The organism is Streptomyces sp. NPDC048254 (genome assembly GCF_043201895.1).
Lineage (GTDB): Bacteria > Actinomycetota > Actinomycetes > Streptomycetales > Streptomycetaceae > Streptomyces.
Genome location: NZ_JBICZJ010000002.1, coordinates 382,370 through 398,770, shown reverse-complemented (window position 1 = coordinate 398,770; position 16,401 = coordinate 382,370). Strand labels below are relative to the sequence as shown.

General features: G+C 66.2%; 13 protein-coding genes and 1 pseudogene. 9 read left to right on the top strand and 5 right to left on the bottom strand.

Going from position 1 to position 16,401, the window contains the following annotated elements; translation table 11 throughout:
- Positions 1-10 precede the first annotated feature (10 nt).
- The 3 genes from ACGFZQ_RS07130 to ACGFZQ_RS07120 all read left to right on the top strand — a co-directional run bounded on the left by ACGFZQ_RS07130 (position 11) and on the right by ACGFZQ_RS07120 (position 2,698).
- Positions 11-1,588, top strand: coding sequence for a recombinase family protein (locus ACGFZQ_RS07130; RefSeq protein WP_393839500.1), 1,578 nt, complete (start codon positions 11-13; stop codon positions 1,586-1,588).
- A 334-nt stretch (positions 1,589-1,922) separates the two neighbouring features.
- A complete protein-coding gene (locus ACGFZQ_RS07125; protein WP_393839499.1) occupies positions 1,923-2,183 on the top strand; it encodes a hypothetical protein in 261 nt (86 codons plus the stop codon).
- Positions 2,184-2,260: 77 nt separating this feature from the next.
- Positions 2,261-2,698: a hypothetical protein gene (locus ACGFZQ_RS07120; protein ID WP_393839498.1), complete on the top strand. Its 438-nt coding sequence runs from the start codon at positions 2,261-2,263 to the stop codon at positions 2,696-2,698.
- 368 nt (positions 2,699-3,066) lie between these two features.
- On the opposite strand, the gene ACGFZQ_RS07115 is transcribed toward ACGFZQ_RS07120, so the two are convergent.
- Entirely contained in the window at positions 3,067-3,816 is a 750-nt protein-coding gene (locus tag ACGFZQ_RS07115) for a hypothetical protein (RefSeq protein WP_393839497.1), read from the bottom strand.
- A 303-nt stretch (positions 3,817-4,119) separates the two neighbouring features.
- Here ACGFZQ_RS07115 and ACGFZQ_RS07110 point away from each other — a divergent pair, with 303 nt between their 5' ends.
- The 4 genes from ACGFZQ_RS07110 to ACGFZQ_RS07095 all read left to right on the top strand — a co-directional run bounded on the left by ACGFZQ_RS07110 (position 4,120) and on the right by ACGFZQ_RS07095 (position 7,382).
- Positions 4,120-4,581: a phage terminase small subunit P27 family gene (locus tag ACGFZQ_RS07110; RefSeq protein WP_393839496.1), complete on the top strand. Its 462-nt coding sequence runs from the start codon at positions 4,120-4,122 to the stop codon at positions 4,579-4,581.
- Positions 4,582-5,129: 548 nt separating this feature from the next.
- Positions 5,130-6,362: a phage major capsid protein gene (locus ACGFZQ_RS07105; protein ID WP_393839495.1), complete on the top strand. Its 1,233-nt coding sequence runs from the start codon at positions 5,130-5,132 to the stop codon at positions 6,360-6,362.
- Positions 6,363-6,496: 134 nt separating this feature from the next.
- The gene (locus tag ACGFZQ_RS07100) at positions 6,497-6,904 is read left to right on the top strand and encodes an HNH endonuclease signature motif containing protein (protein ID WP_393839494.1); all 408 of its coding nucleotides are present in this window, start codon (positions 6,497-6,499) and stop codon (positions 6,902-6,904) included.
- Between the two features lie 151 nt (positions 6,905-7,055).
- Complete coding sequence (locus tag ACGFZQ_RS07095) at positions 7,056-7,382, top strand: hypothetical protein (RefSeq protein ID WP_393839493.1); 327 nt, start codon at positions 7,056-7,058, stop codon at positions 7,380-7,382.
- 914 nt (positions 7,383-8,296) lie between these two features.
- Here the strand turns inward: ACGFZQ_RS07095 and leuE are convergent.
- Both leuE and ACGFZQ_RS07085 read right to left on the bottom strand, forming a co-directional pair.
- Positions 8,297-8,924 (bottom strand): annotated as a pseudogene (leuE, locus tag ACGFZQ_RS07090) (leucine efflux protein LeuE).
- A 71-nt stretch (positions 8,925-8,995) separates the two neighbouring features.
- Positions 8,996-10,576, bottom strand: a complete 1,581-nt coding sequence (locus ACGFZQ_RS07085) for a methylmalonyl-CoA mutase (RefSeq protein WP_393839492.1) — start codon at positions 10,574-10,576, stop codon at positions 8,996-8,998.
- A 99-nt stretch (positions 10,577-10,675) separates the two neighbouring features.
- Here ACGFZQ_RS07085 and ACGFZQ_RS07080 point away from each other — a divergent pair, with 99 nt between their 5' ends.
- Positions 10,676-11,584 (top strand): L,D-transpeptidase family protein, encoded by a 909-nt coding sequence (locus tag ACGFZQ_RS07080; RefSeq protein WP_393839491.1) that lies wholly within the window; start codon positions 10,676-10,678, stop codon positions 11,582-11,584.
- A 220-nt stretch (positions 11,585-11,804) separates the two neighbouring features.
- Here the strand turns inward: ACGFZQ_RS07080 and ACGFZQ_RS07075 are convergent, their stop codons facing one another.
- Together ACGFZQ_RS07075 and ACGFZQ_RS07070 are read right to left on the bottom strand one after the other, a co-directional pair.
- Entirely contained in the window at positions 11,805-12,854 is a 1,050-nt protein-coding gene (locus tag ACGFZQ_RS07075; RefSeq protein WP_393839490.1) for a hypothetical protein, read from the bottom strand.
- Positions 12,854-13,519, bottom strand: coding sequence for an RNA polymerase sigma factor (locus ACGFZQ_RS07070; RefSeq protein WP_351693236.1), 666 nt, complete (start codon positions 13,517-13,519; stop codon positions 12,854-12,856). Before ACGFZQ_RS07070 ends, ACGFZQ_RS07075 begins: the two co-directional genes overlap by 1 nt.
- Before the next feature lie 602 nt (positions 13,520-14,121).
- Here ACGFZQ_RS07070 and ACGFZQ_RS07065 point away from each other — a divergent pair.
- Positions 14,122-16,395 carry a peptidoglycan recognition protein gene (locus ACGFZQ_RS07065; RefSeq protein WP_393839489.1) on the top strand — a complete coding sequence of 758 codons (2,274 nt, stop codon included), beginning with the start codon at positions 14,122-14,124 and terminating at the stop codon, positions 16,393-16,395.
- The last annotated feature ends 6 nt before the right edge of the window (positions 16,396-16,401 follow it).

The window sequence follows — 16,401 nt, the reverse complement described above, 5'->3', positions numbered from 1 at the left end:
TCTCGCGCTCATGACCGCTACCAAGACCGCTCCCGAGTGGACCGCTGAGGAACTGGCAGAGCTGGCCGACCTACAGGCCCGGAACGATGCGTTGGCGGAGGACGCGCCCCGTGGCCTCCTGTCGGTACGCCTGTCGATCCTCACGGAAGACACAACCTCACCGGCACGGCAGGAACTTGACCTCCGCCGCCATGCCATCCGAGAGGGCGTGCGGGTTGTTGGGGTTGCTAGGGACCTCGGAGTGTCCGCAACCAAGAAAGCACCTTGGGAGCGGAAGGAACTCGGAGACTGGCTCAACAACCGTATACCCGAGTTTGACTTGATCCTGTTCTGGAAGCTGGACCGGTTCATCAGGCGCATTTCCGATCTGCACGAGGTCATTAAGTGGTGTGAGAAGTTCGGCAAGAATCTCATTTCTCTCAATGACACCCTGGACTTGTCGTCCCCCATGGCACAAGCAATGGTGACTTTCATTGCAGCCGTGGCGGAGATTGAGGCCGCCAACACCAAGACTCGTGTTTCATCTCACTGGGAATACACCAAGCAACAGGATCAATGGCGTATCGGTAAGCCATCGTTTGGCTACAAGACTTCCAGGGTGGGCGGCAAGCTCCGCCTAGTACAGGACCTTGACCAGGCGCGGGCAGTGCGCTACATGTTTCAGGCTGCAATGCGGGGGGTTCCGGCAAACCGCATTGCGAAGGTTCTGGACCGGGCCAAGGTTCCGACCTACAGCGATCGGACGTGGAACAATCAGCAAGTTCTCAGGATTCTTAGGAACCCTGCTGTTAGAGGGATTCGTACCGAGGGAGGGACGAAGGCGACTACCTACAAATCAACGCCGGTACTGGATAAGCAGGGCCAGGAGATCAGGGTTACGGATGAGCCGATCCTGACTGGCGAAGAATTTGAGAGCGTGCAAGCGGCACTCGCCACTCGCTCGAAGAACAAACGTCATCATGAGAAGAACCGTCGTCCGACCCGGTTCCTCGGCGTCATGAAACACGATTGCGGCAGGAACGTAAACGAAACGAATAACTACAAGACGCTCTCTACCGGCGAAGTGAAGGAGTACCGCTACTTGCGGTGCCCCGACTGCCGGAAGCCCGGATTCGTGACACCGGATCCCGAGCATGTGTATTCTTCTTTGGCGCAGGCCGTCTTTGAGGCCCTGGGGGATTACGAGGTGATCCGCCGCGAGTACGCCAGAGGCGACGAAAACAGGCGTGAGCGCAAGCGACTGGAAGAGTCCATTGCCTACTACATGTCTGGACTGGAGCCCGGCGGAAGGTTCGATAAGGCCGGGTTCATTCGAGAAAAGGCGGAGAGCACGCTAGACGCTCTCATGAACGACTTGACGAAGATCGACCCGGACTCCACAAAAGATAGGTGGATCTACGAAAGTACCGGCATGACGTACCGGCAGCATTGGGAGGCTGGTGGCGTAGAGGCCATGGAAAGGGACCTACTGAGTGCCGGAATAACTTTCGAACTTAGAAAAGAGGACAATGGGGAGCTAGTGGGGAAGTTGATCATTCCGCACGATGTCAGGAAGCGACTGATCAGAATGGACAACAACTGGAGTTAGTTTCCCGGCGCACTCCACGAAACCAAAATGCCCCCTCCGGAAGGAGGGGGCATTTCTCATGTCAACTCTCGGAAGGGTAGACCACATCAGCAACGACTCGCCGGTTACCGTCCTGATCCTGGATCACGGTTACAACACGCATACTCCCCCTGTTGTTGTGGTCATCGGCGCCGAGGCCGTGCGCTGGGTGCTAGTAGCGAAGAAACCTTGCAGTGCTACCCCCTGGCGAAGTCAAAGGTGCAGCGGTAGGGGTGACAGTTTCAAGGCTGGACCGCTCGGACCGTTTAAACGCTCTTCCTTGATTCTGTCACCCCTTTCGGGTTAAAACCGTCGCATGACCTTGGACGCGATGACCCGGGCCGAAGCGGAGAAGCTTCCCAGCTTCGAGGTGTCCCCCGTGCACCAGCTCGGCTCTTACTACCTTTGGACCGGCTTCACGGATGAGGATCACGCGTTCTTCGTTCGTCCGACTGTTCAGAATGAACTCGGCTGCCTCGCGGACGTGTACGGCATACGCGACGGCGTCACGCGCTTCATAGCTCGGGAGATGTTCATACGGGAAGGCGAGAAGCTACGCCTACTCGAAGAGGCGTGACAGATGAATATCCGACCCGATCAAGGCCCCGACATTCCGGGGCCTTTTCTATGCCTGCATCGAAAGGGGAACTGTCAGTGGCCTTTCTCGACCTGCACGCGGACGCTATCGACGTACGCAGGGTGAAACTACGGAAGCGCGGGTTCGCGCTCGCGGCCGAAACGGTAGCCCCGGCCGGCCAAGCCGCTCTGTGGTACGGAGACGTGATTCAGTGCGTGCCGCGCAGCGGGCAAGCTGTGGCCAGGCAGATAGCGCGACTATGCGGAGACGACTCCGAAGTGACCGTTCCGTGGCGCTCGCTTGCTGATGCTGTCGGCACCCGTGACCGAGCGGGGAACCTTCGCCGTTACACCGAGCGCGGAGCGAAGACCCTCATCGATGCCGGGTGGCTCGAAGTCGAGACGGTCGGGAGTAAGCGCGGTGCGAAGACGACGTTCCGCCTACTGTCTGGTGAGCGGTCCGCGGAACGGCTGGCCTGGGTTGATGACGAGGATTGGTTCGCCGAGGCGGCCTGAACGGCCTCCGGGAACTTATGGCCTTAGTAAGGACCCCTTCGGGTCCGTTAGCTACTCCGCTCGCTTCGCAGCTACCGCCTGGCCGATCGAGGGAGGCCAGGACAGCAGCAGCAACGCAACACCCTGGCGATCGAGCCAGGGCGGTTCAACTCAGTATCTGTAGCTAGCTCGCTCCGGCTCACAATGGCCCGAGCGTTCTCTTTCACCCTTGGTCGAGGACGATAGGGCCGTGGTCGAACAGAGTGAACCGTGCGCCGAGGCTGACAATGATGCCCTGATCAGTCGCCTCCTCCCTTCGCGCCTCAACCCGGCAACGGGATAGGCGATGCCCCCGAGCTCTTCGATGGCACGGGGGCGGCCGTTCTCTGTTAGAGCTTTTGACATTCCTTCACATTATTCTGATTGGCCACAACGCAGTGCTTGAGCCGGTCATATTTCTCCTCAGCTGAATGCGCAGCGAGGAGGGTGAAAATAGCAATCACCCCGAGAACCATCCCGGCAGCCGAGGCCCATAGGACGCGCCTAAGCGATCTGATCCGAGATCGATGCATCACCTCCAATAGATTCTTCATCGCCTCACCCACGCTCGGCATCTTTTTGGGTTCAATGCCAATCAATGGGGACTGGAACTTAAACTTACCGGCTTGCCCTCGACCATCAACAAGTACAGCAATTTCAACTACTTGACCTGGAGCCAAAAGGCAGGGTGCAATTTCGATTCGCTGTTGATCCGCGATGCTTACTGTCGGCATCACCGACGTATCGGGTTTGGTTTCCCGCTCCAAGATATCGATAATCTTTGCATCCAGCTCGATCGTGATCGACTGGCCGTCATGGAATGACTCTCTGGTAACTGGCTCGTCCATTCCATTACGGATACTCACATCAACAAGCCGAGGTTTTTCGAGGACAGTACTTTCATGGGTAACCCTCAGTGAAGCGGACGGCTTCAGGAGGGGTGTAGTTCTCACCCACCGGAACTCAATCTCCTTTTTCTTTGACCTTGCGAACTTACCTGGGAGATAGGCGCCGAGGACGGCGCCAACAAGCGTTCCCAGAAGGCCGATTGCAACACTCCAAAAGGTACCCGACTCTAGAATTCCTTCAGCGATGATCATTCTCGTCCCCAAGACTCACACTGCGGCCAGGGCGACAGCCTAGGGCTTCGGGGGTCCTCGCGTCGCCCCTTCGCACCCTTCCGACTGCCGGGAGGCGTTCGTCGTGCTGTAGCGCGTATACACAGCCTCCTAGGCTCAGGTGAGCCCGCGGGGGAAGTTGAAACTTTTTCGCTCGCCGCTCCGGCACCCGCAGCCTTCCTTGTTTCGGAGTGCGCGTCGTGAACGCTGGAAAAGGCACACGGCTACGGATCGCGTCGGATAGGCGCGGACAGTAACGAATCACAACGGATTGGAGATCACACCATGCCGAGGGGCAACATTCCTACTACTCCCGCCCTGCGTATCCTGCGGGGGCAAGCGAGCAAGCGTGAGGCCGAGGCCGGCACCAGGCCGAGGGAGGACGCTCCGCCGCCCCCTGACGGCCTTCCGGCCGAGGCCCGGGCCGAGTGGTCCCGTGTCGTCCCTGAGCTGAACGCGCGGGGCGTCTTCGATCCCGCCCTAGACCGAGCCTTCATGGTCGTCTATTGCACGGCGTGGGCCGTTTACACGGCCGCCGTGGTCGAGCTGGCTACCAACGGCCTTATGGCCGAAGGGTATCGGGGCCAGGTGAAGAAGAGTCCGGCTCATCAGATAGCGCGGGATGCTGCCGCGCTGATGCTGACGTTTGGCGCTCGCTTTGGCCTGAACCCTTTGGACAGGCAGCGGCTTTCTGTGCCGCGGCCTGACAGCAACAGTGATGACACCTTCGGGGGTCTGCTCAGCTAATGGCCAGGGACGCGTACCTCCCTAGGTGATAGGTGTCACATCTCGGGTTTCGTGTTGAGTTTCGGGGCGAATAACAGGTCTACCTCTAGTGAAAGCTTCGGTTTCCTTCGGGCAATCGAGGGCGGGTAAGGCACTGGGCGGGTGCGGCAGCGAACGGCCCGGATTCCACGTTTCCAATGCGCGTGGAGTCTGGGCCGTTTCGCATATCCCCTGCCGGGCGTACAGCCCCGGTTACCGATTCGGAGGAACAAGAGATGAGTAGGACAGTCGAGCTGAAGTGCTGGGCGTGCGAAGAGCCTTTCACTGTCGAGGTAGGCCCCGGGAGGCCGCCTCGGTATTGCGGCCCTTCCTGTAAGAGCCTGGCGCGCAAGGTCGCGCGCAGAGTGCGCTACGTGGAACAGGCCGAGCTTCGACGCATGTCTCGTATGCCGCCGTTCCAGGAACGGTAACTAGACCGCCCTTAAGTCCAGGCGCCCCACCCATATCCGGGTGTTGGGCGCCTCTTTCATGGCCGAACCCGGCCCCCTTACCGAAGAGGAAACCAGAATATGAAGCCTGAGCTTCGCAAGATTTTTGATGCCGCAGAGGCAGAAGAGCGCGGCCTGACTGCCCGCGAAGTGGCGGCAGTCATCAACTCTGTTCCGGCTGAAGAGCGTATGGCTCGTACCGAGATTCTGGCCGCGGTGAACGGCCCGAACGGGGCCAATTCCCCGGAGACTCGAAACTCCATTGCGGAGACGCTGAAGTACATGGAGCTGCGGGCCGTTGACGCCCGCGAGGATCGGGCGCGGCTTGACCGTGAGGCGGAGGTTCGCGCCCTGGTCGAGAACGTTGGCGGCATCGTGACGCCGGGCGGCGCTCCTGGCCTGCCTGGCGAGTCCGAAGAGTGGCGCTCTATCCTGCCGTCCGCCAGCGAATACCGCGCCCTGGTGGCCGAGGGAACCCCCGGTGCTGGTGGATATGCCGTTCCGACCAGCGTTGCCGATCGTGCCGTCGAGTTCCTCCGTGCGCAGTCCGTTTTCATGCGCGTTCCGGGGATTAACATTCACCGCTTCGAAGGTGGATCGTTCGTCCTGCCGAGCCTTACGGGAGCCACGACTCCGACCGTGGTTGCTGAGGGGGCGGCAATCCCTGAAGCTACCCCGACCTTTACGGGACTCACCTTCAACCCCGTGAAGTACGCAGACCTCTACCGCGCGAGCAACGAGATTCTCGAAGACGCCGCATTCTCGCTGCGTGACCTGATCGCCGGGGTGATGCTGCGAAACATCGCGACCCAGGTTGATAAGGATGCTTTCCAGGGGACGGGCACGGCTTCCCTCTCCGGCCTCACGAAGGCTGGCATGGGCACTGCCGTAAACCTGACTACGGGAAACACGGTCGTTAAGTGGGACCACATCATCGACGCGTTCTCGGATATTGAGGCAGCCGGTGCGACTCCGGCTGTCATCTGGGCTTCGCCTGACATGGGTAAGGCTCTCCGCAAGGAGCGCGAGAATGGCGCGAATGGCGGTTACCTCGCTGGCCAGGTTGCCGACCCGATGGCGGAAAAGGGTCTCGGCCTTCCTGTCTACGTATCGGCGAATCTCCCCAGTAAGACGGTGATCGTCGCGGCTCCGGACAGAATCCACGTTGGCCTGCGCTCGGATGTTCGCCTTGCCGTTTCTGAGGATTACGGCTTCGACAAGGACGTCACCGCTTTCCGCGCGACTTACCGCGTTGCTGGTCTTGCGGTCGATGCTCCGGCGGCCCTCCAGGTGATCAAGGCTTCCGCTTCGTAGCCCCCCTAGCTGACGGCCCGGGCTTCTTCGCCCGGGCCGTCTTTCATTTGCCTTCTTCAGTGCTGCGGGAAGTGACCGAAACTCTTCCGCTTTAAACCCAAGCTCAAACCCTGCCATTTCTCGAAGGAAACCCGATGAAACCCATCCTCGACATAACCGATAAGGCCGCCGTTCTTGCTTATCTGCGTTCCCGTTCCCTGATCTGGCCCGAGGCCGAGGGCGGGTGTTTCGAGTGGATGCAGTACCGCACCCCGGACGGCTACGGCCGTTTCACGGCGAGTGGAAAGCAACGCTATGTGCACCGGGAAGGATTCATCGCCTCCGGTGGCTACATACCGAATGGCTGGACGATTGATCACGTTGTCTGCGGCAACGAAGCGTGTTGGAACGCCGACCATCTCGAAGTGGTCACCAACGAGGAAAACGTTCGGCGCGCCCGAAACAAGCGTTGGGCTCGCTTCCTGAAAGAGCACCAGTCCGCATTGAACGTTGTTCGGAAGCTGGGCGGTTCCGTGATCGAGCCCGCGGCGGCGAACCAGTGAACGTGAACGCGCTCCTTTCCTGGCTTTCCCGGAAACGTTTCGAGGAAGAGAAGAAACATTGCCGTAGGGCCTGACTTAAGGCCGAGGGATTGAAGGCGCGGGCCGCCCGCCTGGCGGCCGAGAAGAACAACACTCCGATAGCGGTGAAGCTGTGACCGACGAAGAATTTCGACGTTTCCTGATCGAGGACATGTGTCATCTCGACGAGGAAACGGGTTGTTGGGTTTGGGACGGGAGTTTGGGGCGCAGCGGCTACCCGACTTGGTTTGCGGGTCGGCGCGGGGCGATCAATGTGCGCCGATGGTTGTGGAAGCCTTTCGAAACTGATCGGCCGGCACCGATAGCGGCGGCCGAGGGCGGCCTACTGGAGGCTTACCCGGTTTACTTCAACACCCGTGAATGCGGGGATTGGAAGCGTTGCGTGAACCGCGATCACATGCGTGTTCAACGCTGGGGCCGAAAGCACGTCGCAGACTAGCCAGAACCAAGAGGCCCCGAGCAACGGGACCCCTGTGGGTTTACTGGCCTTGTTCGGTTTCTGTCCGCCAGGGCGCGCACTCTCCGGTGCGCTGCTCCCAACGGCAATCCTGACAGTTCCCTGCGTGTCCGCCTTTGCGGCGCGGGTCTTTCCGGAACATCGATACGGGCAATGTCCGCTTGCAGCGCGGGCATACGCGCGTCTCGACTTCCTCGGGCACTGTCAGTCTCTCCAAAAGCGAAAGGGGCCGATCGGTTGCAGTACCCGACCGACCCCCCGCGCCCCCACGGGGGCGTCTGGGAACGCTCTTTCGCCTACTCCTCCGGGTAGGGCCAGAGAAGGCACAGAACGGCGCACAGCGTCTCAGGAGTGAGCGTGTGCATCTCAGTCCATCCCGCCTCGTCGGCGGCTTTCCTGAACGTTCCAGGGGCGTAGCCCAATCCTTGTTCCGCCTCGGCGAAAGTCAGGGTCGGGCCGGTGTTCTGTTCGGGGGCATCCGCCGGTACTCGCGCAGTCATGCCACCCTCCCTTCGCATCGGTCGGGTACTACGGGCCAGGGTAGCGAGCGGCACACTGTCTCGGGAGGCCGCCGCAGAGGCCGCCAGAGACCGTCAGGGGGTATCGCAACGCCCCCGCCAGCCAGGGCCGTTGGGGGCGCGCAGGGCCGGGACCTAGAGGGTTGGCAAAGTCCCTGAGTCTCTCAGGACGTGTCAGGGCTTCACGGTGAGTGGCCGCCGCTTCCGCCTGCTGGGCGTGCTGACCAAAGCAGAGAACGGGGTGACCTTGGGGGGCTCCTGGGACTCCTTCGGGGGCCTCTTAGGCAGGCCGAGGGCTCCCAGTGCCTCATGCTGCTCCTGGAGGCTCATGCGGGCAAACAGGGCCGCAGCATCGTCAAGGTGGGACACGCCAACCCCCTACACGCTTGCCAGAGACAGCTTGACGGCGAACCCCAGGAAGAGCGCCCCGGCCGCCGAGGTGGCCCCTGCGCTGAGCGTCCTCCGACGACGGAACGCAGCAGCTAGACGAGACCCGCCGAAGATGAGCGCAGACAGGTACAACACGCTTGCTACCTGCGCGAGTACGCCTAGAGTCACGAAGCCCACGAGCGGGTTGGAAAGCGACGAAGAACAGGATCGCCTTCGGGTTGAAGAGGCTGATCACCAGGGCGCGGCGATACGGCCGTTCCTGCGGGCCGGCGGCGCCCGGGGCCGTGTCCTCGGTCACCGTCCGCTCCCGGCGCGCGAGCCACATCGACCGGGCCGCCCGCAGCATGCCGACCGCCAGCCAGGTCAGATAGCCGGCGCCCGCGTACTTCACGATCCCGAAGAGCACGGCGTTGGCCTGGAGCAGGGAGGCCACCCCGGCCGCGGACAGCGTCATCAGCACGGTGTCGCCGCACCACACCCCCGCGGCGGCCGTGTACCCGGCCCGTACGCCCTGCCGGGCGGCGACCGAGAGCACGTACAGCGAGTTGGGGCCGGGCAGCAGGACGATCAGGACGAGGCCTGCCAGATAGGTGGGGAGATCGATGACACCGAACATGCGAAGAAGTCTCGCACGCGGGTCTGACACCCCCCTTCCCACGGCCCTTCTCCTCAGCCCTTCCCCACGGGTCAGAAGGCGTCCGCCGGGACGTAGGTGCCCCACACCTCCCGCAGTGCGTCGCACACCTCCCCTACCGTCGCCCGGGCCCGCAGGGCCGCCTTCATCGGGGGGAGGACGTTGTCGTCGCCCTGGGCGGCCTCCTTGAGGGCGGCCAAAGCCGAGTCGACGGCCGGCCGGTCCCGTTCGGCGCGCAGCCGCGCCAGCCGCTCCGCCTGCCGGGCCTCGATGGCGGGGTCGACGCGGAGCGGCTCGTACGGCTCCTCCTCGTCGAGCCGGAAGCGGTTGACGCCGACCACCACCCGCTCCCCCGCCTCCGTCTCCCGCGCGATGCGGTAGGCGTTGCGTTCGATCTCGCCCTTCTGGAAACCGGCCTCGATCGCCGCCACCGCCCCGCCCAGTTCCTCGACCGCCCGCATCAGGCCGACGGCCGCGCCCTCCACGTCGTCGGTCATCCGCTCCACCGCGTAGGAACCGGCGAAGGGGTCCACCGTCGCCGTGACGTCGGTCTCGTGGGCCAGGACCTGCTGGGTGCGCAGGGCGAGCCGGGCGCTCTTGTCGGTCGGCAGGGCGATCGCCTCGTCGAAGGAGTTGGTGTGCAGCGACTGGGTGCCGCCGAGGACCGCGGCCAGGGCCTGGACGGCGACCCGGACCAGGTTCACCTCCGGCTGCTGGGCCGTCAGCTGGACGCCCGCCGTCTGGGTGTGGAAGCGGAGCATCAGCGACCTGGGGTTGCGTGCCCCGAACTCCTCCCGCATCACCCGCGCCCAGATCCGGCGCGCCGCACGGAACTTGGCCACCTCCTCCAGGAGCGTCGTACGGGCCACGAAGAAGAAGGACAGGCGGGGTGCGAAGTCGTCGACGTCCAGGCCGGCCGCGACCGCGGTCCGCACGTACTCGATGCCGTCGGTGAGCGTGAAGGCGATCTCCTGCGCGGGGGAGGCTCCGGCTTCGGCCATGTGGTAGCCGGAGATCGAGATCGTGTTCCATCTCGGGATCTCGGCCCGGCAGTACCGGAAGGTGTCCGCGATCAGCCGCAGGGACGGTCCGGGCGGGTAGATGTACGTGCCCCGCGCGATGTACTCCTTGAGGATGTCGTTCTGGATCGTGCCGGTCAGCCGGTCGGCGCGCACCCCCTGCTCCTCGGCCACCAGCTGGTAGAGCAGCAGCAGCACGGCGGCCGGGGCGTTGATCGTCATCGACGTCGACACCTCGTCCAGCGGGATCCCGCCGAACAGCACCCGCATGTCGTCGATCGAGTCGATCGCCACGCCCACCCTGCCGACCTCGCCGTGGGCCAGGAGGGCGTCGGAGTCGTGGCCCATCTGGGTGGGCAGGTCGAAGGCGACGGACAGGCCCGTGGTGCCGTGGGCGATCAGCCGCCGGTAGCGGGCGTTGGACTCGGCCGCCGTGCCGAAGCCGGCGTACTGGCGCATGGTCCAGGGGCGGCCGGTGTACATCGTCGGGTAGACGCCCCTGGTGAAGGGGTACGACCCCGGGTCGCCGAGTTTCTCGGCCGGGTCCCAGCCCGCGAGCGCCGACGGGCCGTAGACCGGCTCGACGGGCAGTCCGGACTCCGACTCACGGACCATGGTGGCCGACCTCCGTGGTGCGCAGGTACGCCGGTGCGACGCTCACTTCCCACCATGCCCCGTTGTTCGGCGGCGGTCACGCGGGGAAGCATCCTCGGCATGAAGGTCTCGGGGTACTCAGGGATCGTGGGGCGGCCCGCCGGCGCGCTCGCCTCGGCCGCCGTACTCGCGGCACTCACCGCACTCTGCGGCTGCACGGTGCAGCCACCGGACGGCACGGACGGCACGGACGGCAAGGGGAACTCGCCCATCCATATCGAGCTCCCGCACAGCAGGACACCCGGCGGAGCAGGCGGCCCGGCGCCCGGCAAGGCGTCGGGCCGGTCGCCCGGTGCGGCTCCCGCCTCGACGCCATCCGCCGTCGAGACCGTCCCGCCGCACATCGTCTTCACCCGCGGCGACACCGGTACCGGCGTGCGTGAACTCCAGGCCCGGCTGCGCCAGGTCGCCTGGCTGTCCGACGGGCCGACGGGGACGTACGACGACCTGACCGCCCAGGCCGTCAGCGGCTTCCAGGGCAAGCGCGGGCTGCCGCAGACGGGCGAGACCGACGCCGTGACCTGGCAGCGGCTGTGGCGGATGACGCACGCGCCGGGGAAGTGGGAGCTGTATCTGATGGGCGGTCAGCCGGCCGCCGCGCCTGATCCGCGGTGCCTGACCGGGCGGGTGCTGTGCATCAGCAAGACCAGCCGGACGCTGCGCTGGATGGTCGACGGGCGCACGGTGTCGACGATGTCGGTGCGGTTCGGGGCCCAGTACACCCCGACCCGTGAGGGCGTGTTCCACATCTACTGGAAGTCACTCCACCATGTGTCGACGCTCTACCACTCGCCGATGCCGTACGCGATGTTCTTCAGCGGCGGCCAGGCGGTGCACTACTCCTACGACTTCGCGGCCCGGGGTTACGCGGGCGGCTCGCACGGCTGCGTCAATGTCCGGGACGAGGCGGCGATCTCGGCTCTCTTCGCCCAGGTGCGCGACGGCGACAAGGTCGTCGTCTACTGGTGAGGGTGCCGGAAGGTGTGTGGGGCGCGGGCGGGACCGGGGGAACGTGTCCCGCCCGCGCCGATTGCACGAGCCACGGGTACGGGGGGAACCCCGGCTCTGTGCGACGGCCGATGACCAGTCGGCTCACTCTGTACTGCGCCGGCGCCGCCGAAAACGTCACACCCTGCCGGGAAAAAGTTCAGCGCCTTTCAAAACCGCAGGTCACACCGGTGCGTAAAGGTCAAAGTGCGCTGTACGTGGGGTCGGGCGAGGGGTCGGCCCGGTTCGGCAGCAGGGGTGCGAACGCCGTCGGGGAGGGCGCGGCCACACCGTTCTGACGGTGGTGGTGGCCCCGGCCGCCGCCTTCGCCTCCGCTTCGGCCGGGCTGACCGTCGTCGTCACCGCCCTGGCCGCTGCCACTGCCGCTGCCGCTGCCGCCCGGGCCGTTGTTCTGGCCGCCCTGGCCGTTGCCGTCGCCCTTGCCGTCGTCGGAGACGCCGTTCTGGCCGGCCGCGCCGGTGCCGACGAGGGTCTTGCAGAACTTGTTCACCCGTCCCGCGCCGCCCGCCAGGCCCTCCAGGGCACGTCTGCGGTCGGTGCTCAGGGACTTGCCGTCCTGGATGTCACGGCAGAACGCCAGCGCACGGCTCCATCCCTTCCCGGAGGTGCCGCGCGTACCGGTGCCCCGGTCCTTCGGCTTGCCGGACGGGTCGGGCGAGGGCGGTACGGGGCCGCGGGAGGTGGCACCGGTGGAGGGCGCGCCGGTCTCGCCGCCGAGCAGGGACTCGGTCGAGGGCGAGCCCTGCGGGCGTACGGGGGTGCCGGCGGCCGAGACGGAGGCTCCCGGCGCGGGGCGGTGGCCGTCGAACGGCGTCGGCAGCACCCCGGTGCCCGCGGCCACCGCGACCCCGCCGAGCATGCCGGCGGTCAGGGCGGCGGCCAGGGCGAACCGCGCGGGGCGGGCCCAGGCCGGGACACGGGACAGCCGGGGACCGGCGCCGATGCGGATGAGGCCCGCGTCGGAGCCCCGCCCGAACCGGCCCGGCTGCCGCGCCACGGAGGTCCACTCGTCCCCGGCGGATTCGCGCGCTTTGCGGAAGGCAGCCAGCGCGGCTTCCTCACCGGGGAGTTCGGCGGTGGCCGGTACGGCCCCCACGGAGAGCGCGCCGAGCGCCCTGGCGAGGCGTTCTGCCTGGTCACGGGCGGAGTCGTCGACGGCTTCCAGCGACTCACCGCGCAGCAGACGTTCCGCCGTCTCCCGGTTCAGCCACGTGTCCTGCTCGTCGGCCATCACATGTCCTTCTGCGTCCGCGAACGCGTATGCGTCACAGTGGCGGACGTCACCGCACGATCCTTCGGTTCTCGCTGGGGCGGAAGCGCGTCGAGGACGGCTCCCGCCTGCTCCGGGTCGGCACCGAGGAGTTCCGCGAGTTTCTTCAGGCCCCGGTGGGCGGCCGTGCGGACGGCGCCGGCGCGTTTGCCGAGCGTCTCGGCGGCGGTCTTGGCGTCGAGGCCCATGACGACTCTGAGGACGACCGCCTCGGCCTGGTCCTGGGGCAGCCGGGCGATGAGGGAGAGGGTCGAGTCGGTGGTGAGCGCCTCGATGGCCTCGCCTGCGGTGTCCGAATCGGCGGCCCGGCCGGTCAGTTCCGTCTCGTCGCCGCCGATCGCGGGGCGGCGGCCGCGCATCCGTATGTGGTCGAGGGCGCGGTTGCGGGCGATCCGGGCGGCCCAGCCGCGGAACCGGTCCGCGTCGCCCTCGAACCGGTCGAGGTCGCGGGCTATCTGCAGCCAGGCCTCGGAGGCGACGTCCTCGGCGTCCGGATCGCCGACAAGTGTGCGGACGTATCCGAGCAGGCGGGGCTGCACCGCGCGGTAGACGATGCGGAAGGCGGTTTCGTCCCCGTCCTGTGCCGCACGTACCGCGGCGGTCAACTCCGCGTCGTCCCCCAGCACCCGTCGTTCCCCAGTAAGTGGTCGGTCGCGGCTACGACGCAGCCGCCGATCGTTGCAGTGATCAAGTATTCGCGCTCGACGCGAAAGGCACGTTACGACCTGAAACCGCTCGCCGTCCACGTCCGTACAAAGTGCAACTAACTCGTGACGCCCTGGGGTGTGACAGAAAACGCACTCATGGCGCTGAACTGAGTACGGGCCGCCGCGCGGTCCGTGCCGCGCGACGGCCGGGGCCTCTCCTGTGGGGGGTGGCGGCCCCGGCCGTTGCTTCGGTACTGCCGTGTCGGCCAACACCGAAGCACACAAGGCCAGTTACCCGCCGCGGTTCCCGATGCGGGGAGTCGGTTCCGTTGGCGCCCTCGGCCTTGCCGGAGCCGAACCCGCGCCGGGTGACCCGCCCGGTCGCGTGACGTCCTCACGGTCACCGGCGCCCGTCGTCACAGAAATGTCGCAGCCGGCCGGTTGCCGTCGACGAGTGACGTTTGGGCAGCGCCGAACGCTGTGACTAAGCGCCACCTGTGTGACAGGTGGGACAGCCATGGTCTTTCTCCAGGGGGGAACAAGTGAGCCCACGCGGGACGCGTGCGTACAGAGCGTTGAGCATGAAGCGACGGGCGTGGCTGACGCTCGGCGCGGTGGTCCTGGGCGGCGGGGGTGTGGTGACGTACGCCGCCGCCAGCCCGTCCGGCGGCCACGGCGCCGAGGGACGGGCCAAGCGGCCGGTGAAGGTCTTCGACCTGGCGCTGAAGGGCAGCTCGAGCGGCGAGCGGGAGCTGCCGCGTACGAACACCGAGCAGTTCTCGATGCTCGGCGTCTCCTGGACCGGGGCGACGAAGCGGCTGCACGGCACGGCCCAGGTACGCACCCGGAGCGTCGGCACCGGGGAGTGGACCGCCTGGCAGGACCTGGAGGCGGCCGACCCGCTGGAGGACCCGGAGGCCGGGTCCGACGCGCGCGGCGCGTCCGAGCCGCTGTGGGTCGGCCCCTCCGACGGTGTCCAGGTCCAGGTCGTCCACCAGGACGGCTCCACCAGCTCCGGTCTGCCCAAGGGGCTCCAGGTGAACCTGGTCGACCCCGGGGTGGCGACCGCCGCGGAGACGAAGGCCGAACCGGCCGCGTACGTGGCGGAGGGCACCCCGAGCGACAGCGCGTCGCCCGCCGACACCGACAGCGCCTCGCCCGCCGACTCCGTCTCGCCCAGCGAGTCCGCGACGGCCTCCGACCCGGCTTCCCCGAGCGACAGCGCGTCGGTGTCACCGAGCGACTCGGCCTCCGCGTCCGCATCTCCCTCGGCGTCGGCTTCGCAGAGCGCGTCCGCGAGCCCGTCAGCCACCACCACGCCCAGCGCGCCGCCGTCCACCGTCCCGGAGCCGCCGATCGTCTCGCGCGCCGGCTGGGGCGCCGACGAGTCGCTGAGCCCCGACCCGTCGGAGTACAACGCCGACGTGAAGGCCGTCTTCGTCCACCACACGGACGGGACGAACGACTACTCCTGCTCCGACTCCGCGGCGATCGTGCGGGCCATCTACGCGTACCACACGCAGACCAGCGGCTGGAACGACATCGGCTACAACTTCCTGGTCGACAAGTGCGGCACGATCTTCGAGGGCCGCAAGGGCGGTGTCGACCGGCCGGTGCTCGGCGCGCACACCTACGGCTGGAACCGGGAGTCGGCCGGTATCGCGGTACTCGGTGACTACACCTCCACCGGCGCCACCGACGCGGCCCTCGCGTCGGTCGCCCGGATCGCGGCCTGGAAGCTCGGCCAGTACGGCGCCGACCCCGCCGGCACCGTCAAGCTCACGGCGGGCGCGACCCAGACGAACTTCTTCGGCACCAGCTTCACCGCGGGTACCGCGTACACCTTCAACCGGATCTCCGGTCACCGCGACGGCTACAACACCCAGTGCCCCGGCAACTCCCTCTATCCCCAACTGCCGACGATCCGCGCCTGGGCGGCCGGCCCGGTGCAGGGCCTGAAGCTCACCTCGCTGTCCGGCGCGGCCCTGTCCGGCTCGACGTACTACACGAAGGGCGCGATCACTGCGAAGTGGTCGACCACCACGCCGGGTTCGCTGATCTCGAAGTTCGAGCTGCTGGTGGACGGCAAGGCCGCCGCCACCGCCTCCGGCACGGCCACCTCGGTGAGCGCCACGCTCGGTGCGGGCAGCCACGCCGTCGCCGTACGGGCCGTGCACCAGTCGGGCAAGACCACGACCACGGCCACGGTGACCGTCGTCACCGACACCACCGCGCCCACGTTCGCGACCGCGCCGAAGCTCTCCCTGCGCACCGGCACGGTCAGCACCACCGCCGTCCCGGTCACCCTCGGCTGGAAGGCCACCGACAACGCGGCCCTGAAGTCGGTGAGCCTGCTGACCCCGACGACGGCCGCCTTCGGCCCGACCACGACCAGCTCCAGCCGCACCGCCAAGTCCGGCTCGGCGTCCACCTGGTCGATGAAGGCGTCCGACTACGCGGGCAACACCCGCACCTCGTCCCCCGCCTTCACCCCGGTGATCCTGCAGGAGACCTCGGCCGCCAAGTCCGGTACCTGGACGGCTCGTTCGTCCACCAACTACCTGGGCGGCAAGTCGTACTCCAGCACGTCCAAGGGCGCGAGCCTGACCTGGACCTTCACCGGACGGTCCGCGTCCTGGGTGGTCTCGCGGGCCTCGACCTCCGGGCAGGCGTACGTCTACGTGGACGGCACCAAGGTCGCGACCGTCGACCTGAAGTCGTCGGCCACCGCCTACCGCCAGGCGATCTGGACGAAGACCTGGTCCTCCAGCGCCAAGCACACCGTGAAGATCGTGGTGGTCGGCACCAGCGGCCGTCCGACGATCACGACGGACGGTCTGGTGTACATCAAGTGACCGGGC